The sequence below is a fragment of the Rugamonas aquatica genome (assembly GCF_009380215.1).
In the GTDB taxonomy this organism is placed as follows: domain Bacteria; phylum Pseudomonadota; class Gammaproteobacteria; order Burkholderiales; family Burkholderiaceae_D; genus Rugamonas; species Rugamonas aquatica_B.
In genome coordinates this window covers 931,185-952,451 of sequence record NZ_WHUG01000001.1, presented here as the reverse complement: position 1 = coordinate 952,451, position 21,267 = coordinate 931,185, and the positions used below count along the sequence as shown (strand labels likewise).

Sequence of the window (21,267 nt, the reverse complement as noted above, 5' to 3'; positions counted from 1 at the left end):
CGTTCGGAACGGTTTTATTCCCGATCCAGAAATAAAAAAATAATTGGGAATATCCGGGCCGTGATCCGGGTTTTAGCCGGTACGACCGGCGCCCGCCGATTATGCCATGTCGCGGCGCCGTCTCTTCAACCACACCACGGAGTACATCATGATCGATCGCAGAGGATTTCTAAGACTGGGCGCGGTGGGCGGCGGCGCCGTCTTCATGTCCGGCTTGTACGGCAAGGCCTTGGCGGCCGACGGCTACGAGGATTTCTACTTTGTGCAGCTGTCCGATTCGCATTGGGGCTACAAGGGACCGGCCAATCCGGAGGCGCAGAACACGCTGCGGCAGGCTGTGGACAGCGTCAACGCGCTGGCGGTGCAGCCGGACTTCATCGTCTTTACCGGCGACCTGACCCACACCACCGACGACCCGGCCGAACGCAGGCGGCGCATGGCGGAGTTCAAGCAGATCACGGCCGGTTTGAAGGTCAAGGACGTGCGTTATCTGGCGGGCGAGCACGATGCCTCGCTCGACAACGGCGCGGCGTTCCAGGAGTTCTTCGGCGCGACGCACTACAGCTTTGATCACAAGGGCGTGCACTTCATCGCCATCGACAACGTGTCCGATCCCGGCGCGCGCATCGGCGAGGCGCAGCTGGCGTGGCTGAGGGCCGATCTGGCCGGGCAGGCGAAGGATGCCCGCATCGTCGTGTTGACGCACCGGCCCCTGTTCGACCTCGCGCCCAAGTGGGACTGGGCCACGCGCGACGGCGAGCAGGCCATGGCGCTGCTGATGCCGTATTCGAACGTGACGGTGTTCTATGGCCACATCCATCAGGAGAACCACCACATGAGCGGCCACATTGCGCATCACGCGGCCAAGTCGCTGATCTTCCCGCTGCCGGCGCCGGGCTCGCAGGACAAGCGCACGCCGCTGCCGTGGGATCCGGCCGCGCCGGGCAAGGGCCTGGGCTTCCGCGAGGTGGAGGCGGAGATGAAGCCGGTGGCTTACCAGATCACCGAATTCCCTGCGATGAAAGGATGAATCGTCATGCTGACCAAACGTAGAATGCTGTTGTGTACTCCGCTGGCGCTGGCCGTATTTGGCGCGGTGCAGGCCGGGGCGAAGGAGCGCGTCATCAAGATCGAGGCGCGCAAGTTCCGCTATGCGCCGAACGTGATCGAATTGAAGAAGGGCGAGGCGGTGGTGCTGGAGTTGACGGCGCTGGACTTCCCGCACGGTTTCAGCCTGCCGGACTTCAAGATCCGCGCCGATCTGGTGATCGGCAAACCGGTGCGGGTGAAGCTCAAGCCGGAGGAGGCGGGGCAGTTCGGCTTTTTATGCGATAACTTCTGCGGCAGCGGCCATGAGGAGATGGCCGGCACGCTGATCGTCAAGGCCTGAGTTACTCCAGGCCCTGCGTGGGATTGACGCGGACATATTGGTCTCTGTCCTTGTTCCTGCGCCGGCGCCACCAGTCCCTGCAATCCGACTTGGAGCAGTTGGCGGCCTCGCAGCCGCAGTTGGCGATATCACAGGCTTCGCCGACGTCGCCGGCGCTGCAGGGCAGGTCGGGCAGGTCGCACGACAGGTCGCAGAATCCGGCCTGTGCGCGGTGGCGGGCGCTCATGGCGCGCATCGCTGGCGCTGGTGGGCGATGTTGGTGATGGATTTCGCCGCAGGCGTTCATGCGGCGGTTCAGCAGTATCAGGCCGAGGATCAGGCCATGGCGGGCGATGACGCGCTGGCCGTAGGCGGAGCAGCTATCGCGTCCGGTGTGGACGCGGAAGGCGCAGGCAAAGCCCTTCAGTCGCGACAGGTGGCGTCGATAAAACGCGATGGCGGCGAGGGCCAGGCGCTTCATGTGGTGTGGTGAAACGCTTTGATGTCGGCGGCCAGCACCTGCGGGACTTCCAACGGGATCATATGGCCGGTGCCGTCGTGGATGCTCAGGCGCGCATCGGGCAGGTGGCGTGCCATCTCGCGCAGGTCGGCGGGATCGACCAGCTGGTCGCCCTCGGCGCCGACGATCAACACCGGGCACTTGATCTCCGCCAGCCGCTCCATCAGGTCCGGGCGCTCCATCGATGCGGTGAACTGGGCCAGCAGTACGTCCTTGCCCAGGTCCAGCGCCATCTGCTGGATGGTGTCGATGATGGACTGGTCGCCGAGGTGCGCTTCATGCAGCAGCTCGCGCAGCCGCATGCGCGTCATGCCGGTGTAGGCGTTGTTCTTCAACATGGGGATGATGCGGCGGCGGGTTTCCTTTTCGGTCTCGCTCAGGCCGCGCGCCGAATTCGCGATCAGCACCAGCGATCGCACGCGCTCCGGGTGCAGCAGCGCGTATTCGATGGCGAGGTAGGAGCCCAGCGAGAACGCCACCAGATGCGCCGACGGCGCGCTGTGCGCCGCGATCAGCTCCTGCATCTGCTCACGCGTGCGAGCCTTGTGCAGCGGGACGTGGTTGAATTCGAAGCCGTCGCCCAGCAGCGGCGTCAAACGGGACCACATCCTTTCGTCGCACAGCGTGCCGGGGATGAAGTCCAGTTGCGTCATACCGCCATCGGTGCCGTGATCGGCGCGTGGTGCTGGTAGCCTTCCAGCGAGAAGTCGGACGGTTCGACCTTCTCCAGCCATTCCGGCTCGTACTTGCCGGTCTTGGCGAAGTCCGGTACGCGGTCGGAGATGCGGAACTGCGGCGCAGGGAACGGCGTGCGGGTCAGCTGTTCCTTGACCATGTCCATGTGGTTCTCGTAGATGTGGGCATCGCCGATGAAGTAGGTGAACCAGCGCGGCGTGTAGCCGGTCAGGCGGCCGACCAGGTGCATCAGCGCCGCGCCCTCCGCGAGGTTGAACGGCGTACCCAGACCCAGGTCGTTCGAGCGCACGTAGAGGCACATCGACAGTTCGCGGGTGTTCGGATTCGGGATGAACTGGTACAGCAGGTGGCAGGCCGGCAGGGCGACCGAGTCCAGCACAGCCGGGTTCCAGCCGTGGAACAGGATGCGGCGGCTGCCCGGGTTGTTGACGATGGTGTCCAGGCACTCGCGCAGCTGGTCGATAGCCTTGTGCAGCAGGACTTTGGTCACGCCTTCGTCTTCGATCTGCGAGATCAGGCGGAAGCCGTTTTTCTGCGCGTCAGCGATCTGCGCCGGCTGGTCGACGGCGATCAGCTTAAAGCCTGGCCATTGGCGCCACTGCACGCCGTAGACCGGGCCCAGATCGTCCTCGCCCAGGCGGTAAGGGTTGTCCAACCATTGCTGGTTTTCGTTGGCGTTCTGGTCCCAGACCTTGCAGCCCAGCGCTCGGAAATCGGCGGCGCTGCTGGAGGCGCGCAGGAAGGCGCACAGTTCGCCGACCACGGATTTGAATGCCAGTTTTTTGGTCGTCACCGCGGGGAAGCCGCCGTTCAGCAGGTCGAAGCGCATCATCGCGCCCGGTACGCTCAGCGTGCGGATGCCGGTGCGGTTGTCTTGCCAGCTGCCCGTATCGAGGACGGTCTGGATCAGTTCCTGGTATTGCTGCATTCAATTCTCCAACGTGGTGCGCGGGCCGCAACGGCCCGGAAAGGTCGCTATTTTATCAGGCGGCGCACATGGCCGCCCCAAGCGCTCAGCGTGGGCCGGTCTTGCGGCCGCCCGGCTTTGCGGTGGCCTTGCCCGCAGTGCGCGCAAGCGACTTGGCGCCACGGCCGCCGGTGACGACCACCGCGCCCTTGGGCGCAGCAGCAGGCTTGGCGCCGCCGTAGATGCGGCCCGTGGCGGCTTTGCCGCCTGCGGAGCGCGCACCACCGGCTGGCTTGCCAGACGGCGGAGGCGGCGCCCACGTGCCCAGCGAGGCGTCGCCACCGGCCGGACGCGCGGTCACTGCGGGCTTGCCCGCCGCCGCAGCAGCCTTGCCGCCGGCCGGGCCGGTGAACGGGCGCTTCTTCTTGGCCGGCGCTTCGGCAGCGGCCTTCTTGGCCAGTGCTGCGGCCACGCCTTTCGGGCCGGTCTCCGGCACGCGGTGGTCGGCTTCGAAGCCCGGTTCCTCGATGCGGAGGATGACTTGTCGTGTCAGCGTTTCGATGGCTTTCAGGATTTCGACTTCATCGGCGCAGACCAGCGAGACGGCTTCGCCCTCCATGCCGGCGCGGCCAGTGCGGCCGATGCGGTGGATGTAGTCTTCGGCGACGGTCGGCATGTCGAAGTTGACCACCTGCGGCAGCGCCTCGATATCAAGGCCGCGTGCGGCAACGTCGGTGGCCACCAGCAGCTGGACTTCGGCGTTCTTGAAGCGGGCCAGCGCGCGCAGGCGGGCCGGCTGGGTCTTGTCGCCGTGGATGGAGTCGGCCGAAATACCTTGCTCCTGTAGCGTTTTAACCAAGGTTTCAACGCCCTTGCGGGTCTTGACGAACACCAGCACCTGGCCCCACTTCAGCTTCTTCAGCAGGTGCAGCAGCAGCTCTGGCTTGCGGCGCTTGTCGGTCGGGATCAGCCACTGCTTGACGGTCTTGGTGGCGGTGTTGCTGGCGCTGACCTGGATCGACACCGGATCGCGCAGCATGCCTCCGGCCAGCTTGCGGATCTCATCCGAGAACGTGGCCGAGAACAGCAAGGTCTGACGCTGCTTGGGCAGGGCCGCCAGCAGGATGTCCAGATCGCGCTCGAAGCCCAGGTCCAGCATGCGGTCGGCTTCGTCCAGCACCAGCGTTTGCAGCATGGCGAAGCTGATCGCGCCCTGGTCGAGCAAGTCGATCAGGCGGCCCGGCGTCGCCACGAGCACGTCCAGGCCCTTGCGCAGCTTGGTGATCTGCGGTTCGATCGGCACGCCGCCATAGGCCACGGCCGATTTCAGCGGCAGGTTGCCGCCGTAGCTGCGGAAGCTCTCGTAGACCTGCTCGGCCAGTTCGCGCGTCGGCACCAGCACCAGGCAGCGCACCGCTCTCGGGCCGGTCACGCCGTCCATGGTCAGGCGCTGCAGGATGGGCAGGGCGAAGCCTGCCGTCTTGCCGGTGCCGGTCTGCGCCGCCGCCATCAGGTCGCGGCCCGCCAGCACGGCGGGAATGGCTTGCTTCTGGACGGGCGTGGGCTGCTTGTAGCCCAGCGTGTCCAGCGTGCTCTGTATGGGGGCGATCAGGCCGAGGGCTTGGAAGGTCATGATGTACTCAGTAATGTCAAAAATGCGCGAAAAGGGGCGCAGTGTAGCCGGTTGTACCGGCTTGTGCAGAATTTAGTTGGACATCGCGTCCGACCACAGGGTCAGGATTTCGCGCACGCGCTGGTCCGGCAGCTTGACCAGATTGTCGCCGATGTACAGCTCCACAGAGCTGCGGCCGGGCAGCGCGGCATGGCTGGCGGCGTTGAACAGCCACACGCCGTGCTGCTCGGCGATGCGGTTGCGGATCTCGTTGGCGCGCTCGCGGCTCACCGGCAGATGCAGGTGCAGCATGCTGGCCTGCGGGCTGGCGGGATTGGGCGTCAGCAGCGGGTAGTCGCGCAGTACGTCGTACAGCCATAGCGTGCGCTGGAAGTAGACCGGCATGGCCGCCAGCCGGGCGTCGAACTGCATGGCGGCGGCCACCACGTACGGCGTGCGCTGGTAGACATTGCCGCCCTGGCGGCGGAACCACTCCTGGGCCTTAGCGACAAAGGCCGCGCTACCCAGCAGCATGGCGCCGCCCATGCCGCCTATGCCTTTGTACATCGACAGGTAGACGGAATCGAAGCCGGTCGCGATCTCGGAGGCGGGGCGGCCGTATGCGGCGGCGGTTTCCAGCAGGCGGGCGCCGTCCAGATGCAGGTGAATGGACTGCTCGTGGCAGTGGGCCTTGATGGCGGCCAGCTCGTCCCAGCTTGGGCACTGTCCACCGATTTCGCGCATCGGCAGTTCCAGCGTGGCGGCGCCCAGCTTGTCCGGTATGCCTTGCAGCTCTTCCAGCGTCCACGGGCGGTGCGGGTCGCCGATTTGCAATGCCTGGAAGTGCTCGAACAGTTGATGGTTGCCCCGTTCGTGGCGCAGGATGTGCGAGGTCGGGTGCAGCGCTACCAGCCGGCTGCCGCGCTCCATGCAGGCGATGCGCAGCGCGGTGGCCTGCGCCATGGTGCCGCTGATGCAGAACAGCGCCGACTCAAAGCCCAGCAGCCTGGCGACCTTCTGCTCGAAGTCCTGTATCAGCGCGCCGCTGCCGTAGGTGTCGTGCGCTACGCCGTTGGCCTCGCACCAGGCGGACATCGCTCCGAACAGCTGTGCGGGCGAGGGCTGGCGGTGGCCTGGAAGGTGGGTTGTGCAGCTAAGCCGCAGTTCGGCGTCGGTCAAGGCGTTCTCCTGAAAGGGAGAATGTTACCGGCTTTTTGCGGAGGCGGCCAAAAAGCCCGCTTTGCTGTAGTGCGTTTCGTAGTCCGGCGACAGGGTGCCCATCATGCGGTCCCAGAATAAAAAGTACCAGCCGTAGTTGTATCGGCCCCGCGCATGGTGGGTGTTGTGGGCCGTGGAGGTGTTGACCCAGCGGCCCAGCCAGTGCTGCGACATACCTCGCGGGAAGATCTCGTAGCCGAGGTGCGTGTAGACGGCGTATGCCGTGTTAAGCCAGGAGAAAATGAATAGCGCCACATAGTTCCTTGGCACTAGCAGCAGTATGACGATGATGGCGCTGCTGTCGACCACGGCCTCCACTGGGCTGATCGAGTAGGTGGACCAGGGATTGGTGTTGGTGGAGCGATGATGAGTGAGATGAGTCCAGCGGAACAGCCGGCGGTGGTGCATCAGCCGGTGGGTCCAGTAGAACCAGGTGTCCTGTACTATCATCATCAACACCACGATGCCTGCGGTGGACGCCCAGCCGTGACTATAGTCATCCAGCCCGGTATAGATCGGCGAATAGCGGCGCAGGCCCAGCGCAAAGGCCAGCGGCAGCACGGCGCCGATCACCGTCAGGCTGACAACGGTGGTGAGAACTTCACGTTGGAGTTGGGGCCGGCCGACGCGCTTGGCCTGCAAGCGCTGCCTGCGGCCTGGCAGGAAGTGCCACCACAGCCAAAGCAGCGTGAAAATACCGGCCACCAGGACGTATGACCAGGCGCCTCCGAGAATGTTATGCCATATGTTGCGTAGCAGACGTTCCAGCATAACGGTTCCTTGATTTTAAAATAACGCCATATTAGCGTGACCCGGAACCGTTGTGCTTATTTGCTAAATTATTTTTTAATTAACTTGCGTGCTGTTCGACGTGGACGTTATGGAACTGCAGCGCCGCGAGGTTGGCGTAGATGCCGCCCAGCGCCACCAGCGATGCGTGGGTGCCGGTTTCGACGATGCGGCCATCCTCCATCACGATGATGCGGTCGGCGCGCTGTACGGTCGCCAGGCGGTGCGCGATGATGACCGTGGTGCGGCCGACCATCGCCGCTTCCAGCGCCTTTTGCACCAGACGTTCGGATTCCGCATCCAGCGCGCTGGTGGCTTCGTCCAGCAGCAGCAATGGCGGGTTTTTCAGCAGCGCGCGGGCAATCGCGATGCGCTGGCGCTGGCCGCCGGACAGGCGCACGCCGCGCTCGCCCAGGAAGGACTGGTAGCCCTGCGGCAGGCGTTCGATGAATTCATGGGCGGCGGCCAGCTTGGCGGCCTGGATCACTTCGGCGTCGGTGGCGTCGGCGCGGCCGTAGCGGATGTTTTCCATCGCGTCGGCCGAGAAGATCACCGTATCCTGCGGCACGATGCCGATGGCGCCGCGCAGCGTGTGCAGGTCCAGGCGCGTGATGTCGACGCCATCGAGCTTGATGCTGCCGCTCTGCGGATCGTAGAAGCGCAGGAACAGCTGGAACAGCGTGGTCTTGCCGGCGCCGGAAGGGCCGACCACGGCCACCGTTTCACCCGGCTTGATATCCAGCGTCACTTGGCCCAGCGCTGCCGTATCGGGACGCGAAGGATAGGAGAAGCCGACATCGTGCAAGCTCAGTGCCGCGCCATTGGCGGCACGCGGCGGCAATGCCAGCGGCTGTGCCGGCGACTGGATGGCCGACTTGACCGACATCAGTTCCAGCAGGCGCTCGGTGGCGCCGGCGGCGCGCTGCGCCTCGCCCATCACTTCGGACAGGGCGCCGATGGCCCCGGCCACGATGGATGCATACAGGATGAACTGGCCAAGATCGCCGCCGGTCATGTCGCCGTTGAGCACAGCGTGTGCGCCCAGCCACAACACGAACACGATGGTGCCGAACACCAGTACGATGGCAATCATCGTCAGCAGCGCGCGGGCGCGGATGCGGCGCATCGCGGTGGCGAAAGCGCCTTCGACCGAGGCGCCGAAGCGGTTCGATTCGATCTTCTCGTGCGTGAAGGCCTGCACCGTCGGCATGGCGTTGAGGATTTCGCCGGCCATGGCGGAAGCGTCGGCGATGCGGTCCTGCGAATCGCGCGACAGCTTGCGCACGCGGCGGCCGAACATCACGATAGGCAGCACGGTCAGGATCAGCAGGCCGATGATGATGGCCGACAGCTTGGCGCTGGTGACGAACAACATGACCAGGCCGCCGACGAACAGCAGCACGTTACGCAGCGCCATCGAGATGCTGGTGCCGACCACCGCCTGGATCAGGGTGGTGTCGGTGGTGATGCGGGACAGGACTTCGCCGGTTTGCGTGGTCTCGAAAAACTCGGGGCTCTGCGTGACCACATGCTTGTAGACTGCGCTGCGGATGTCGGCGGTGACGCGTTCGCCCAGCCAGGACACGGTGTAGAAGCGCGCCGCCGTGGCCAGCGCCAGCACCGTCGCCACGCCGAACAAGGCCAGGAACACCAGGTCGACGTGCTTGATGCTCTTGTCGCCGGCGCCGCCGAAGCCAAGGTCTATCATCTGCTTGAAGGCGGCGGGGATGGCCAGCGTGGAGCATGCGGCCACCACCAGCGCGATGCCGGCCATGGCGAATTGACGTTTATACGGCAGCAGGAAAGGCGTCAGTCCGCGCAGGGTGGCTAGACTGCCTTTCTTGGCTTCCCTTGCTGTACTTGGAGCGGCGGCGGACATGGTGCTTGCGGTGGTGCTGTTGGTCATCGTGTGGCTGCGGTTTGTAAGTATTCTTTGTTGACGATTCGGGCGATGCTAAATTGTTCGGTGCTGCTAAAACTTGATCGGCTGGACATAGCCGGTCAGCTCCATGTAGGCGCGGCCGGCCGGTTTTCCGTCCCGCTCCAGCGTTACCGCGCCTTCCCAGTACACCGCGCCGGTGGAGCGCCGCGAGTCCAGCTCCTGATCGTCCTGCAAAGGGACGATCTGCCACACGGTGCTGCCGGTGGCCAGCTGGGTCGAGACGGGATACTCGGCATTGGTGCGGGGCGAACGCCACCGTCTTTGCGGGGTAAAGCTGACCTGGTCCGGCGAGAACTGCGTGATCTTACCGGATGCATCGCGCCATGTCGCGTGCGCCCATAGTTTAGCACCTGTCTTGCCGCGCATCTGGAAAGCCATCAGCGCGCCGCCGTCGGCCAGGTTGGCGCCTAGCCAATCCCAGCCGGCGGCATCGGCGGCGACATATTGGGTGGACCATTCGTGATCGAGCCAGCTGGCGCCCGTGACGGCGACCGCCTTGCCGGCGCGGGTGACAGTGCCGGTGGTGGCCAGCTGCGGTTCGCTGTAGTAGTAGCTGCTGTCGATAGGCCGCGGACCTTTGCGCGAATAGCCACGGTCGCCCTGCGGCAGCACGGGTTGCGTAGGTTTCAGTGTCAACTCCAGCTTGAAGCTGGCGGCGTCGAGATGGACCTGGTAGCTGCCGCCGGCGGCGCGTGTCATGTGCCAGTCTTCGAGCTTGACGTCGGTGTCGCCGACCTTGGCGTAGGACAGGCCGAAGCCTTCGCGCGCGCTGCGCTGGTCGTGGAGCAGCTTGCCGTTGGCCGGGTCGGAGACGGCCGCATGGCCAATGATCAGCTGCTTGGGCGCGAACTTGCTCGGGTTGGCGGGATCGTGCGGCGTGGCGGTGCGGAAGAACGTCACCTGGAAGCCCAGTGGTTTGCCGTCCGGCGTGTTCAGCCAGCCGGTGACGTACCACCATTCGGTCTTGTAGCCGGGATGGGCGCCGAAGTCCGCTGGGAATCGCAGCGCGGCGCCGGGCGGCAGCGGCTTCACCGTCTCGAACACCGGCTCGGCCGCCTGCGCGGATATTGCCGCCAACATGGCCAGCACCACTGCACATCGTCGTATCAGTTTCATCACCAGTCCTCCCTGACTGCACGTATCGGCCCGCCCGACAGCGATTGGCGGCCAGCCAGCAGCGCGGTGAGCGCAGCGGCGGCCAGCAGCAGTCCCGCCACGGTGGCCAGCAGAGGCCACGGCAGGTGCAGTTGCATGGACCAGTGGAAGGACTGCGGATTGACGACAAACACCAGTATCAGGCTGATGATCCAACCCAGCACGAAGCCGGTGACGATGCCGAGGCCCGTCAGCGCGCCGCCTTCGATAGCCAGTATCGACAGCACCTGGCGGCGCGTGACGCCGACGTGGCGCAGCATGCCGAACTCCTTGGCCCGCGCCAGCGTCTGCGCCGAGAAGGTCGCGGCCACGCCGAACAAGCCGATGACGATGGCGATCGCCTCCAGCAGATAGGTGATGGCGAAGCTGCGGTCGAAGACCTTCATGCTCATCTCGCGGATTTCGGTGGGCGCGGTGGTCGTCAGCGCGGCGCCGAACGGCAGCTGCTTCAGTGCCTTGTCCGTGTCGGTGGCCTTGGCGCCGGGCTTGAGCCATAGCGCGACGTTGCTGGCTTCCATGTCGCCGGTGATGGCGCGGTAGTCGTCCAGCCGTATCTGGACCGAGCCGGTAGGGCGGGCATAATCGCGCCACACGCCGGCCACCTGGAACGCATGCAGCTTGCCGTTGAGCGGCAGTTCGATGCGCTGGCCTACATGCGTACCGTACAAATCGACCATGGCTTCGGACACCCACACCGGCGGCGGTGCGCCAGGCCCAGGCGCCTGGGTGGTGCCGACGATGGCCAGCGCTGCGCCGGGATCGGCGACGTCGAGATTGCGCGCCATGAGAGCGACCGGCGGCCGGGCCGAGGTCAGCGAAACGGCGCGCACGCGCAGGAAATCAGCCTTGGCGACGCCGGGCAGGGCGACGATGGCGGCCTGCTCCTGCGGTCGCAGGCCTGCCGTGGTGCCGGCGCTGGCCACGCTGACGTAGATATCTGCCGGCAGGATGTGCTGCAACCAGTCGTCGAGCGACACGCGGAAGCTGGAGACCATGATCGCCATCGCCACCATCAAACTAAAGCTGGACAGCACGCCGCCCAGCGCGATGCCGGCCTGGCTGGAGGCGTTGGCGAGCCGCGACAGTGTCAGCGTGACCACCGGCGAGGCGCCGGGCTTGTGGGCGGTGGCGGCGCTCCAGCGCCGATGCGTGAGGCGGAACACGATGGCGGCCAGGCGCGGCATCAGGGCGATGGCGCCGACCAGCAGCAGGGCAATCGACAGATAGCCGAACAGCGGCAGCTCGAACACCGGCGGCGCTTGCGATAGTAGTGCCGCCAGCGCGATGCAGGCCAGCGCCGGCCAGGCGCGGGACAGCCGCGACATCGCCGCTTCCTCGGTGCCGGATTTGAGCGCGACCGCAGGCTTGGCGCGGGCCGCATCCAGCGCCGGCGCGGCGCATCCCAGCAGGGCCACGACCACGCCCAGCGTAAAGTAGACGACAGCGGCGACAGGCGTGAACTGCACCTGCGGTCGCACGCCGGAGAAGAAGCCTGCGCCGAGGTCGGCGCCCATGAAGTGCAGGGCTGCCGCCGCCATGCCGTAGCCGGCGGCGATGCCGATGACGGAACCGGCGATGCCCAGGCTCAGTCCTTCGATCAGGATCTGGCGCAGCAGGTGCTTGCGGTCCATGCCCAGTACGCGCAGCAGCGCGAACTGGCTGCGGCGGCGTATCACCGACAGCGCCTGCGTGGAGAACACGAGGAAGGCGCCGGTGAACAGCGCGACCAGCGCCAGTACGGTCAGGTTGACGCGGTAGGCGCGGCTCATGCCTTCGTTGCGGCTGTTCTGTTCTTCGTCGTTGGGCTGGTTGACGCGGAAGCGGCCCGGATAATCGTGCTGCAGGTGCTGCTCCAGCTCCGCCTTGAAGGTGTCGCGGTTGACGCCATCGCGCAGCTTGAGGTCGATGCGGGATAACTGGCCGAGCTTTTCGAAGCGCCACTGTGCGGCGCCGAGGTCCATCACGCCGATGCGCTGTCCGGCGCGGGCGCGTTGCAGCGAACCGGCCACGCGCAGTTTCAGTTCGCCGACGCCGACTTGCAGCTTCAGTTGTCCGCCGTCGGCCAGCTTGAGCCATTGCTGGGCTGCGGGCGAGAGGAACAGGGCATCATCTGCCAGCGTATCGGTCACATGGTCTTCGGACGGGGCGCCGACCAGGTCGGACGAGATGAAGCTGGCGCGGAAGGCGTCGATGCCGAGGATTTTCAGCGCCGTCGTTTCGCCGGGCACAGAGGCGTCGAACTCCAGCACCGGCGAGGCCACCGCCACGCCCTGGCGCTGCGCCAGCATCGGGTAGACGGCTTCGTCGAAGAACGGTTCGGTACCGCGTACCTGGATGTCGGCCACGCCGGACAGGCCCTTGATGGCCGACGAGAATTCGTTAAACGCGGCGGCGTTGATCAGGTGGATGGCGAAGCCCAGCGAGATGCCGACGGCGATCGCCGCTATCGCCACCAGCGCCCGCAGCGGGTGCGCGCGCCATTCGCCCAGCAGCAGCCAGCGCGACAGGCGGCCCATAGCGGCGCTGCGAGTGGATTCCGGTATCGATTCAGGCATTACTGTGGGCACTCCAGTGCCAGGGCTTCACCGGCGCGCTTGGCGCGGAGCTTGGCATTATCGAGCTTGGGGACGGAGGCGCGCCGCACGTCTTCATCGGCCCATTGCTTGTTCAGTTTGAGCTTGCCGCACTTCTTGCGCTGTACGGCTGCGGCCTGCGCGGCCTTGTCGGCGGCGCGGGCGTCCTGGTCTTCGCGTTGATGACGGGCCTTTTCCAGCTTTGCCGCTTCCTTGCGCTGCCGCGCCAGATCGCTGGCGGCGGCTGGATCGGCAGCCGGCGCGGCCGGCACCGCCAGCGTCGTCGCGGAGGCCGCGCCGGCGGGACAGGGCATGTCGCTAAAACTGACCTTGCCGTCGACCGTGCATTTGTAGACGGTTTGGGCGCGTGAGGCCTGCATCGCCAGCGTTGCCGCACAAAGCACGACCGCGCAAGGGGCGCGAAGACTGATAGGCATAACAACCCCGTTCACAGAATTTTCCCGGGATTCATGATACCCAGCGGGTCCAGCGCCGCTTTGATGGCCCGCATCATGTTCAGTTCCACCGGCGATTTGTAATGGGCCAGTTCCTCGCGCTTCAGCGCGCCGATGCCGTGTTCCGCCGAAATCGACCCGCCGAAGCCGACCACGCTGTCGTGCACCACGCGATTGACCTTGTCCTGATTGCGCAGGAAGTCTTCATTGGAGATGCCGTCCGGCGGCGCCACGTTGTAGTGCAGGTTGCCGTCGCCCAGATGGCCGAAGCACACCAGCTGGCAGCCGGGGAAGGCCGCCTCCAGCAAGGGACCGGTGGCGGCGATGAAGTCGGCGATGCGCGATACCGGCAGCGAGATATCGTGCTTGATGTTCTTGCCGGCTTTGGCTTGCGCCAGCGGGATGTGTTCGCGCAACTGCCACAGCCCGGCCGATTGCGCCACCGAAGCCGCCACCACTGCATCGCTGACGATGTCCCGGTCCAGCGCCGCGCCGATGGCGTTTTCTAGCAGGCCGACGGCGTGCTGCTCCGATTCGCTGCTCGACAGCTCCATCAGCACGTACTGCGGATGCTGCGCGGCGAACGGCTTGGGCAGTGACGGGAACTGCTGCGCCACCAGGTTCAGGCAGTAGTTCGACATCAGTTCGAAGCCGGTGAGGCTGGAGCCGCAATGGTCCTGCATCAGGTTCAGAAGCTGGAGCGCGTGCGTGGGCGAGGGCAGTGCGGCCAGTGCGGTGATGCTGGCCTTGGGTTGCGGATAAAGCTTGAGCACCGCGCCGGTGATGACGCCCAGCGTGCCTTCCGCGCCGATGAACAGATCGCGCAGGTCGTAGCCGGTATTGTCCTTGCGCAGGCCGCGCAAGCCGCTCCAGATCTCGCCTTGCGGCGTGACGACCTCCAGCCCGAGGCACAGTTCACGCGTATTGCCGTAGCGGAGAACCGCCGTGCCGCCGGCATTGGTGGACAGGTTGCCGCCGATGGTGCAGCTGCCTTCCGCCGCCAGCGACAGCGGAAACAGGCAGCCTTCAGCGGCAGCGGCTTCTTGCACTTGCTGGAGGATGCAGCCGGCGTCCACGGTCATGGTGCGGTTGATGGGATCGACCTGACGGATGGCGTTCAGCCGCGTCAGCGACAGCACCACCGCGCCACCGCCGGCATCGGGCACGCTGCCCAGCACCAGGCCGGTGTTACCGCCCTGCGGCACCAGCGCCACGCGCCATTGCGCGCAAGCCCGCACCAGCGCCGCCACCTGTTCCACCGTCGCCGGTCGCAGCACCGCCAGGGCCTTGCCGGTGAAACGGCCGCGCCAGTCGGTAAGGAAGGGCGCCATGTCCGCAGGCGCATCGAATACAAAGGCATCGCCCACCACGGAGCGGCAGTGGGTGAGGAAGTCTGTCATTTGACGGTGTTGACCTTGACCTTGTCCAGCAATTCCTTGGCCAGCTTCTTGGCCGCCTTTTTATAGGGGCGCAGATACATGACGGCGCACACGAAGTAGACGCAGACGATCAGTGCCTCGCCCCAGCCCAGCCATGCGGACAGGCTGCCCTTGTCGCTCCAGCCGCGCACCACGCCTTCGGTGAAGTACAGCAGTATCATCATCGAGGTCCACTGCAGGGTGTAGATGTCGCGCTTCCATACGCCGTATAGCGGCAGCAGCAGCGGCGCGGCCTTCAGCACTAGCCACGAGCCGCCCGGATGCAGTGGCGCCAGCACCATCTCCCACAGCACGCACCAGATAATCAGCGTCACCAGGCTGCCGATGGCGCCCCAGTGACAATACTTTTGCATCGTGTTTTCCATCATGCGTCCCTGTTCAAGCGGCGGCGCGCAGTTTGACGGCCGTTTCGGCCAGGCGCCGGCCCAGCGCGATGGCCAGGCGTTTTTCATCTTCGGTGATGGTCTTCTTGCCGTCAAGGCCGGACCAGTGGCTGGCACCGTAGGGGGTGCCGCCGCTGGAGGTGGTCATCAGTTCCGGGTTGGTGTAGGGCAGGCCGAGCACCATCAGGCCGTGGTGGAACAACGGTATCATCATCGACAGCAGCGTCGATTCCTGCCCGCCGTGCAGACTGCCGGTGGACGTGAACACGCATGCCGGCTTGCCGGCCAGCGCGCCGGACAGCCACTGGGCCGCTGTGCCGTCCCAAAAATACTTCATCGCCGAGGCCATGTTGCCGAAGCGCGTGGGCGAGCCAACGGCCAAGCCGGCGCATTCGGCCAGGTCTTCCAGTTCGACGTAGGGCGCGCCGTCGGCCGGCACGTCCGGTTCGGTGGCTTCGGCCACGGTCGATACGGCTGGAACCGTGCGCAGGCGCGCGTCGCAGCCTGGCACGCTTTCCACACCCTGGGCTATCAGTTCGGCCAATTTGCGCGTGGCGCCATGGCGTGAGTAAAACAATACGAGAATAATCAGATTGGCTTGGTTCATCGGCGGTATTATAGGGCGCTTTAGCGGGTGGCAGCGTCGCCACCTTGTATTTCGATTATCGCTCATGTACGAAAAATATATACACCCGGTTTTACAGTATGTTTCCCGCAGTTGCCGTAGCGGGATAGACACAGTACGTTCGTTGTCCTGGCCCGAAGTGCGGGATCTTTTCCTGTTTGCCCACCGCCGCCTGCGCGAGGAGAGTTTGCCGCAAGTGGCTGGCAGTCTCACTTTCACCACGGTGTTCGCGCTGGTGCCGCTGCTGACCATCGCTTTGGCGATCTTCACCACCTTCCCGCTGTTTAACACCTTCCGCACATCGCTGGAAGCCTACTTCGTGCAAAGCGTGATGCCGAAGTCGATTTCCACCACCATCCTGAACTACCTGACCATGTTCGCTTCCAAGGCCACGCGGCTGTCGGCGGTGGGCGCGGTGGCGCTGATTTTCACGTCGATCGCGATGATGAACTTGATCGAGCGCGTTTTCAACCGCATCTGGCGCGTGCGCGCCGAGCGGCGCTGGACCAAGCGCATCCTGGTCTACTGGGCCATCATCACGCTCGGGCCTTTGCTGATCGGCGTGTCGCTGACCTTGTCGGGCCAGGTGTTCATGGCCACCAGTGACCTGATCGGCGATGTGCCGGTGATCGGCGCCTTGATCTACACGGTGTTGTCGCTGGCGCTGACCACCGCCACCTTCACGCTGCTGTACGTGGCGGTGCCGAACCGCGACGTGGACTGGTACGACGCGGCCTGGGGCGGCCTGGTGGCCGGCCTGGCGTTCGAGGTGGCCAAGCGGGGCTTCGCGGTGTTCATCACGCAGTTCCCGACGTATTCGAAGATCTACGGCGCGCTGGCGGCGTTGCCGCTGTTCCTGCTGTGGGTGTATGTATCGTGGATGATTACGTTGTTTGGCGCGCTGCTGGTGGCCGCGCTGCCGGTGGTGAAGTACGAGCGCTGGTGGCATGAGGCGCAGCCGGGCGGCGAATTCGTCGACGCGATGGCGATCCTGCGGGTGTTGCATGTGGCCTGCAAATGCGGCGATACGGCGCTGGTCAGCGCGGGCGCGATCCGCGCGCGCACGCGGCTGGGCTTCGACGAGATGGACACGCTGCTGGAAAAGATGATGGCTGAAGGCTGGGTGGGCCGCGTCAAGGTCGATGCGCCGCAGCGCGTCCAGTGGGGCAAGCGTATCAGCGACGGCGGCGATCATTGGGTCATCCTGGCCAATGTCGAGAAGCTGACTCTGGCCGAGGTCTATCGCCTGTTCGTATTCTCCGGTATGCCGATCAACGCCGGCGTAGTGTCGGACAGCGACGATGAGCGCGACCTGCAAGCCGCGCGCGCCGCCGCATCGCTGGCGCGCGAGGTGGAGGCGGCCGTTGAAGCGGGCCTGGGCAAGACCCTGGCCGAGCATTTCGGCCCTATCGACTGCCGTTAGGCGCCAAGTTAAAAACGCTCAGTCAGGCCGCGCTGCTGGCGCGCGCCAGGCTTGAGCGTGCTCCCGCCACGGCTTGCAGCCGCTCTTGCAGATAGGTGCTCAGGCGCGGATGCTGGCTGAACGCGACATTGAAGCGGATATGCTGGTCGGGCGTGTCGTTGGCCGAGAAGGCGGCGCCCCGCATCAGCAGGATGTTGTTGCGGTAGGCGTCCTGCACCAGCAGGTCCACGTCCAGGCCTTCCGGCATGGTGCCCCACAAGAAGATGCCCGCATCGCCGGGCTGCTCGAACAGCACGCCTGCCGCGCTCAGTTGCTGCGTGCTGGCGTTGCGGGCCGCCATGATCTTGCGTTGCATGCGGTCCAGGTGCTTGCGCAGGTTGCCGGCTTTGAGTACTTCAAGCAGCACATACTCGTTCAGCGCCGGCATCGTCATGATGGAGTGGATCTTGGTCCGCATCAGCACCTTGAGCAGGGCCGGGGCGGCGGCGAGATAGCCCATCCGCAAGGCAGGACTGAGCGCCTTGCAAAAACTGGAGTAGTAAATCACGCCGTCCAACCCTGCCAGCGATGCCAGCCGCGTGCTGTGGCTTTGCTGGAAGTGGCCGTGCACGTCGTCTTCGGCGATCAGGAAGCCATGCTGCTGCGCCAGTATCAAGACCTTGTGCAAATTGGCGGCGCTGCTGCTCCAGCCAGTCGGGTTGTGCAGGGCAGTTTGCACGAACAGCAGGCGTGGACGGTGTTCGCGGCAGGCGGCTTCCAACGCATCGAGGTCGAGGCCATCGGGGCCGCGCTTGACCGGCACCAGGCGTATGCCATCCTGGCGCAAGCGGCCAAACATCAGGAAGTAGCCGGGATCTTCCACCAGCACGGTGTCGCCGGGTTGCAGAAAGCTGCGGCAAATCAGGTCGATGGCATGGGTGCCGCCCAGGTTGGTGAGTATGTGGCCGGCGTCGGCGGCGATGCCGATGCCGCGCAATAGCAAGGCGATATGCTCGCGCAGTTCCGGTAGCCCTTGCGGTGGGCAGCGCGAGGCCATGCCTGCGGCGCTGCGCGTCAAGGCCTTTTGCACGGCGCTGGCCGGCACGGCGTCTTGCAGCCAGGTTGGCGGCAAGGCGCCGCTGCTGGCCAGCAGGATGCCGGCGCGTTGATCGTTGGCCTGCTGCGCCAGCCAGACCGGCTCCTGTTCCACGCCAGCTTCTAGTGCGACTTCATCGGGAATCGACTTGCCCGCGTCATTGGGCGCGCACACAAAGAAGCCCGCCGTGCCGTGCGAATCGATGACGCCTGCGGCGACCAGCCTGTCATAAGCCACCACCACCGTATTCGTGCTGACGGCCAGCTGGGTGGCCAACTGGCGTATCGACATCAGCTTGGCGCCGCCAGGCAGCGCGCGGCTTTCGACCATGTGGCGCAGTTGCGCCTCAATCTGTTTGGACAGGGCGATGGGGGAGGAGCGGTCGATGGCGAACATGGCGAGAGTCTAGCGTAAAAACATCACGGCCAGTACGAGCAGGATGGCGCCCATCGTCAAATTGAAGATGCGCTGCTTGCGCGGGTCTTTCAGCAGGTGGCGGATCGAGACGCCAAACAGCGCCCACATGGCATTGCAAGGCGCCCCGACTGCGGTGCCTATCGCCGACACCAGCAACGCATCGGCGATTGTATTCTGCCCGGCGGGCATGAACACCGAGGCCACGGTAACGGCCTTGACCCAGCTCTTGGGGTTGAGCGCCTGGAATACCGTAGCCTGGAAAAACGAGACCGCCTTGGGCGCCTGCGCAGCGCTCATCGATGCGCCGCTGAGCTTCCAGGCCAGGAAAACGAGGTATAGCGATCCCGCGATACGCAGCACCTGATGCGCCACTGGATAGGTGACGAAGACGGTGCCCAGCCCCACGCACATTAGCATGGTCTGCACGAACATGCCGGCCTGGATGCCCAGCACGACCGGCAGCGCGCCGCGGCCGCCGAAATTGGCGCCGGTGGTGGCCAGCATGACGTTGTTCGGACCGGGCGTGGCCGACATCACGAAGCAATAGCTTATCAAGGGCAGGAGTTCGGTCATGCGGCGCCTTCACAGTTTGGGAATGGAGCCAGTCTAGGAGGGCGGGGAGGCCGGCACAAGGCACAAGGTCAGGGGCACAGACCGATGCTGTATCAGTCGATTTACCGCTACAGTTGCCCGCCGTCCGAATGTCGTTATAGAATCGGCATTCATAAAAATCAACTTGGGGGATGTTATGCTGAGAATGCCGATTGCGGTGGTCTTGTTGGGAGTTGCAGGGATGGCGTCGTCGGCCCAGCAGCCGCACCCGCCGGGTTTGGGGGAGCGCGGCAACGAGGCCAGCATCGCGGTCGACATCAACGCGGCGGGCCAGGTGGCCGGCATCATCGAGGAAGACAGCGGCCGCCAGCGCGCGGTGCTGTGGGATAAACGCCTGGTCGAACTGGGCACCCTGGGCGGCAGCGATAGCTTCACCCGCGGCATCAACATCGGCGGCGACGTGGTCGGCTCGGCCCAGGACAGCGACAACCATTGGCGCGCTTTCGTCTTCCGCGCCGGCCTGGCGATGCGCGACCTCGGCACGCTGGGCGGCAACAGCAGCTACGGCATGGGCATCAGCCGTTCCGGCCAGGCGGTCGGATACGCCGATACCAGCGATGGCTACTTCCACGCCTTCTCCACCGGCCGCAATGGCGACGGTCCCCTGGTCGACCTGGGCACCTTGGGCGGCAACATCAGCTACGCGGCCGGCGTGAACACCGATGGCGTGATCGTCGGCACGGCGGCGCTGTCGGACGGCTATCGCCGCGCCTTTATCTACAAGCCCGGCGAGGGCATGAAGGACCTGGGTACGCTGGGCGGCCGCTCAAGCGGCGCCACCGCGGTCAACGATTCCGGCGTGGTGGTGGGCACCTCGGAAACGCCGGATCGCCGCTGGCACGCCTTCGTCCATGACGGTAAAAAGATGGTCGATCTCGGCGCGCTGATCGGCTACGGCGACAGCTTCGCCACTTCCATCAACGCCGCCGGCCATGTAGTGGGCAGCATCCGTATCGGCGACGAGCGCCGCTCCTTCGTCTACCGTGACGGCAAGATGAGCGTGCATCCGGGCGGTTTCGGGCTGTACCTCGTCAATAACATCAACGCCGAGGAACTGGTGATCGGTGCGCGCTATGTCGGCAAGAAGTTCCAGGCGTCGACCATGCATTCGTCTCAGCGCCCGGTCGTCACCCACGGCGGCACCGACCTGGTGTCGCTGATCCTGGTCGTGTTGACCGGCACCGCCGGCATCGTGATCTACCGCCGCCGCTATCGTGGCATCGTGATGCAGGGCGCGAACCGGATTATCCGCTTCAAGTTCCCGCAAAACTGAACAGCGCATCCAGCACCGCATCCGGCTGCTCGCTCATCAGCGAGTGGCCGCTGTCCACCGTCACCACCTTGCCGTGACTGATGGTGGAGGTCAGCAGTTTGGTGGACTTGGGCGGCGTCATCATGTCGCGCGCGCCGAACAGGAACAGGGTAGGGCAGCGCACCGCCTGCGCGGCCGCCTCGCCGTTGGCGTAGGCGTTACAGGCCGTGAAGTCGGTGTAGAACACCTGCTGCGGATTGATCTGCGAGATGCGCTGCATCAGCCGGCGCGCGCCTCCCATCGTATTGAAGCCCGGTCCCGGACACGACGGCTTTTGCGCGATGGTCGAGTGCGACCAGATGTTGACCATGTCGATGGCGCTCTGCTCATCGGTGCGCGAGGTTTCCAGCAACGCGTCCGATACCTTCATCGGGTAGGTCGATCCGACCATGCCCAGGTGCGTGACGCGCGCCGGCGCCTTGTGCGACGCTTCCAGCGCGATCAACGATCCCATGCTGTGGCCGAACAGCGCGGCCTTTTGCACGCCCGCCGCGTCCAGCACTTGCAGCAGCCAGTCCGCCAGTTCGGGCACGCCGGCCTTGGCCGCGCCCTTGCTGCGGCCATGGCCCGGCAGGTCCACCGCCAGCACGCTGTAGCCGTGATGGGCGAAGTAGCGGGTCTGTAAAGCCCACACCGAATGATCGTTTTGCGCGCCGTGGATGAAGACCACGGTTGGCAGGGCGGCGTCGAACGGCTTGCCGCCGGTGTAGCAGTAGGCGTCCACGCCTTGTACGGTCAGCAGCAT

General features: G+C 65.2%; 20 protein-coding genes. 4 read left to right on the top strand and 16 right to left on the bottom strand.

From position 1 onward, the window contains the following. Positions 1–148: 148 nt before the first annotated feature. Together GEV02_RS04140 and GEV02_RS04135 are read left to right on the top strand one after the other, a co-directional pair. The gene (locus GEV02_RS04140) at positions 149–1,030 is read left to right on the top strand and encodes a metallophosphoesterase family protein (protein WP_152836659.1); all 882 of its coding nucleotides are present in this window, start codon (positions 149–151) and stop codon (positions 1,028–1,030) included. Between the two features lie 6 nt (positions 1,031–1,036). Continuing rightward, the gene (locus tag GEV02_RS04135; protein WP_152836658.1) at positions 1,037–1,390 is read left to right on the top strand and encodes a cupredoxin domain-containing protein; all 354 of its coding nucleotides are present in this window, start codon (positions 1,037–1,039) and stop codon (positions 1,388–1,390) included. Position 1,391: 1 nt separating this feature from the next. Here GEV02_RS04135 and yidD read toward each other — a convergent pair whose 3' ends face one another. The 13 genes from yidD to wrbA all read right to left on the bottom strand — a co-directional run bounded on the left by yidD (position 1,392) and on the right by wrbA (position 15,665). After that, a complete protein-coding gene (gene yidD, locus GEV02_RS04130) occupies positions 1,392–1,850 on the bottom strand; it encodes a membrane protein insertion efficiency factor YidD (protein ID WP_152836657.1) in 459 nt (152 codons plus the stop codon). Further along, positions 1,847–2,542, bottom strand: a complete 696-nt coding sequence (locus GEV02_RS04125) for an alpha/beta fold hydrolase (protein ID WP_152836656.1) — start codon at positions 2,540–2,542, stop codon at positions 1,847–1,849. Before GEV02_RS04125 ends, yidD begins: the two co-directional genes overlap by 4 nt. Continuing rightward, positions 2,539–3,513, bottom strand: a complete 975-nt coding sequence (locus GEV02_RS04120) for a thymidylate synthase (RefSeq protein ID WP_152836655.1) — start codon at positions 3,511–3,513, stop codon at positions 2,539–2,541. Before GEV02_RS04120 ends, GEV02_RS04125 begins: the two co-directional genes overlap by 4 nt. Positions 3,514–3,598: 85 nt before the next feature. Continuing rightward, the gene (locus GEV02_RS04115; protein ID WP_152836654.1) at positions 3,599–5,125 is read right to left on the bottom strand and encodes a DEAD/DEAH box helicase; all 1,527 of its coding nucleotides are present in this window, start codon (positions 5,123–5,125) and stop codon (positions 3,599–3,601) included. 72 nt (positions 5,126–5,197) lie between these two features. Continuing rightward, entirely contained in the window at positions 5,198–6,283 is a 1,086-nt protein-coding gene (locus tag GEV02_RS04110; protein WP_152836653.1) for a threonine aldolase family protein, read from the bottom strand. A gap of 24 nt (positions 6,284–6,307) precedes the next feature. Next, entirely contained in the window at positions 6,308–7,093 is a 786-nt protein-coding gene (locus tag GEV02_RS04105) for a sterol desaturase family protein (RefSeq protein WP_152836652.1), read from the bottom strand. A 79-nt stretch (positions 7,094–7,172) separates the two neighbouring features. Further along, positions 7,173–9,017, bottom strand: a complete 1,845-nt coding sequence (locus tag GEV02_RS04100; protein ID WP_152836651.1) for an ABC transporter transmembrane domain-containing protein — start codon at positions 9,015–9,017, stop codon at positions 7,173–7,175. Positions 9,018–9,083: 66 nt separating this feature from the next. Then, positions 9,084–10,169: a lipocalin-like domain-containing protein gene (locus tag GEV02_RS04095; protein ID WP_152836650.1), complete on the bottom strand. Its 1,086-nt coding sequence runs from the start codon at positions 10,167–10,169 to the stop codon at positions 9,084–9,086. After that, positions 10,169–12,763 carry an FtsX-like permease family protein gene (locus GEV02_RS04090; protein ID WP_152836649.1) on the bottom strand — a complete coding sequence of 865 codons (2,595 nt, stop codon included), beginning with the start codon at positions 12,761–12,763 and terminating at the stop codon, positions 10,169–10,171. Before GEV02_RS04090 ends, GEV02_RS04095 begins: the two co-directional genes overlap by 1 nt. Beyond that, the gene (locus GEV02_RS04085; RefSeq protein WP_152836648.1) at positions 12,763–13,218 is read right to left on the bottom strand and encodes a DUF4124 domain-containing protein; all 456 of its coding nucleotides are present in this window, start codon (positions 13,216–13,218) and stop codon (positions 12,763–12,765) included. The genes GEV02_RS04090 and GEV02_RS04085 overlap by 1 nt, the downstream gene beginning before the upstream one ends. Before the next feature lie 11 nt (positions 13,219–13,229). Continuing rightward, the gene (locus GEV02_RS04080) at positions 13,230–14,636 is read right to left on the bottom strand and encodes an FAD-binding oxidoreductase (RefSeq protein ID WP_152836647.1); all 1,407 of its coding nucleotides are present in this window, start codon (positions 14,634–14,636) and stop codon (positions 13,230–13,232) included. Then, positions 14,633–15,040 carry a DUF2069 domain-containing protein gene (locus tag GEV02_RS04075; protein WP_152802334.1) on the bottom strand — a complete coding sequence of 136 codons (408 nt, stop codon included), beginning with the start codon at positions 15,038–15,040 and terminating at the stop codon, positions 14,633–14,635. The genes GEV02_RS04080 and GEV02_RS04075 overlap by 4 nt, the downstream gene beginning before the upstream one ends. Before the next feature lie 13 nt (positions 15,041–15,053). Further along, positions 15,054–15,665 (bottom strand): NAD(P)H:quinone oxidoreductase, encoded by a 612-nt coding sequence (gene wrbA / locus GEV02_RS04070; protein WP_008448125.1) that lies wholly within the window; start codon positions 15,663–15,665, stop codon positions 15,054–15,056. Positions 15,666–15,729: 64 nt separating this feature from the next. Between wrbA and GEV02_RS04065 the strand changes: the two genes are divergently transcribed. After that, positions 15,730–17,106 carry a YihY family inner membrane protein gene (locus tag GEV02_RS04065; protein WP_152836646.1) on the top strand — a complete coding sequence of 459 codons (1,377 nt, stop codon included), beginning with the start codon at positions 15,730–15,732 and terminating at the stop codon, positions 17,104–17,106. A 22-nt stretch (positions 17,107–17,128) separates the two neighbouring features. On the opposite strand, the gene GEV02_RS04060 is transcribed toward GEV02_RS04065, so the two are convergent. Then, positions 17,129–18,577 carry an aminotransferase-like domain-containing protein gene (locus GEV02_RS04060; RefSeq protein WP_152836645.1) on the bottom strand — a complete coding sequence of 483 codons (1,449 nt, stop codon included), beginning with the start codon at positions 18,575–18,577 and terminating at the stop codon, positions 17,129–17,131. 9 nt (positions 18,578–18,586) lie between these two features. Beyond that, positions 18,587–19,171 carry a LysE family translocator gene (locus GEV02_RS04055; RefSeq protein ID WP_152836644.1) on the bottom strand — a complete coding sequence of 195 codons (585 nt, stop codon included), beginning with the start codon at positions 19,169–19,171 and terminating at the stop codon, positions 18,587–18,589. 175 nt (positions 19,172–19,346) lie between these two features. On the opposite strand from GEV02_RS04055, the gene GEV02_RS04050 reads away from it, so the two are divergent. Next, positions 19,347–20,483 carry an HAF repeat-containing protein gene (locus tag GEV02_RS04050; protein ID WP_152836643.1) on the top strand — a complete coding sequence of 379 codons (1,137 nt, stop codon included), beginning with the start codon at positions 19,347–19,349 and terminating at the stop codon, positions 20,481–20,483. On the opposite strand, the gene GEV02_RS04045 is transcribed toward GEV02_RS04050, so the two are convergent. Beyond that, complete coding sequence (locus GEV02_RS04045) at positions 20,464–21,267, bottom strand: alpha/beta fold hydrolase (RefSeq protein ID WP_152836642.1); 804 nt, start codon at positions 21,265–21,267, stop codon at positions 20,464–20,466. The two genes, GEV02_RS04050 and GEV02_RS04045, sit on opposite strands and share 20 nt — an antisense overlap.

Excerpts from the sequence above, each read along its gene's own strand:
- GEV02_RS04140 (WP_152836659.1), top strand. The coding sequence starts at position 149 with ATGATCGATCGCAGAGGATTTCTAAGACTGGGCGCGGTGGGCGGCGGC.
- GEV02_RS04135 (WP_152836658.1), top strand. The coding sequence starts at position 1,037 with ATGCTGACCAAACGTAGAATGCTGTTGTGTACTCCGCTGGCGCTGGCC.
- yidD (WP_152836657.1), bottom strand. The coding sequence starts at position 1,850 with ATGAAGCGCCTGGCCCTCGCCGCCATCGCGTTTTATCGACGCCACCTG.
- GEV02_RS04125 (WP_152836656.1), bottom strand. The coding sequence starts at position 2,542 with ATGACGCAACTGGACTTCATCCCCGGCACGCTGTGCGACGAAAGGATG.
- GEV02_RS04120 (WP_152836655.1), bottom strand. The coding sequence starts at position 3,513 with ATGCAGCAATACCAGGAACTGATCCAGACCGTCCTCGATACGGGCAGC.
- GEV02_RS04115 (WP_152836654.1), bottom strand. The coding sequence starts at position 5,125 with ATGACCTTCCAAGCCCTCGGCCTGATCGCCCCCATACAGAGCACGCTG.
- GEV02_RS04105 (WP_152836652.1), bottom strand. The coding sequence starts at position 7,093 with ATGCTGGAACGTCTGCTACGCAACATATGGCATAACATTCTCGGAGGC.
- GEV02_RS04100 (WP_152836651.1), bottom strand. The coding sequence starts at position 9,017 with ATGACCAACAGCACCACCGCAAGCACCATGTCCGCCGCCGCTCCAAGT.
- GEV02_RS04095 (WP_152836650.1), bottom strand. The coding sequence starts at position 10,169 with ATGAAACTGATACGACGATGTGCAGTGGTGCTGGCCATGTTGGCGGCA.
- GEV02_RS04090 (WP_152836649.1), bottom strand. The coding sequence starts at position 12,763 with ATGCCTGAATCGATACCGGAATCCACTCGCAGCGCCGCTATGGGCCGC.
- GEV02_RS04085 (WP_152836648.1), bottom strand. The coding sequence starts at position 13,218 with ATGCCTATCAGTCTTCGCGCCCCTTGCGCGGTCGTGCTTTGTGCGGCA.
- GEV02_RS04080 (WP_152836647.1), bottom strand. The coding sequence starts at position 14,636 with ATGACAGACTTCCTCACCCACTGCCGCTCCGTGGTGGGCGATGCCTTT.
- GEV02_RS04075 (WP_152802334.1), bottom strand. The coding sequence starts at position 15,040 with ATGGAAAACACGATGCAAAAGTATTGTCACTGGGGCGCCATCGGCAGC.
- wrbA (WP_008448125.1), bottom strand. The coding sequence starts at position 15,665 with ATGAACCAAGCCAATCTGATTATTCTCGTATTGTTTTACTCACGCCAT.
- GEV02_RS04065 (WP_152836646.1), top strand. The coding sequence starts at position 15,730 with ATGTACGAAAAATATATACACCCGGTTTTACAGTATGTTTCCCGCAGT.
- GEV02_RS04060 (WP_152836645.1), bottom strand. The coding sequence starts at position 18,577 with ATGTTCGCCATCGACCGCTCCTCCCCCATCGCCCTGTCCAAACAGATT.
- GEV02_RS04055 (WP_152836644.1), bottom strand. The coding sequence starts at position 19,171 with ATGACCGAACTCCTGCCCTTGATAAGCTATTGCTTCGTGATGTCGGCC.
- GEV02_RS04050 (WP_152836643.1), top strand. The coding sequence starts at position 19,347 with ATGCTGAGAATGCCGATTGCGGTGGTCTTGTTGGGAGTTGCAGGGATG.
- GEV02_RS04045 (WP_152836642.1), bottom strand. The coding sequence starts at position 21,267 with ATGCTGCTGACCGTACAAGGCGTGGACGCCTACTGCTACACCGGCGGC.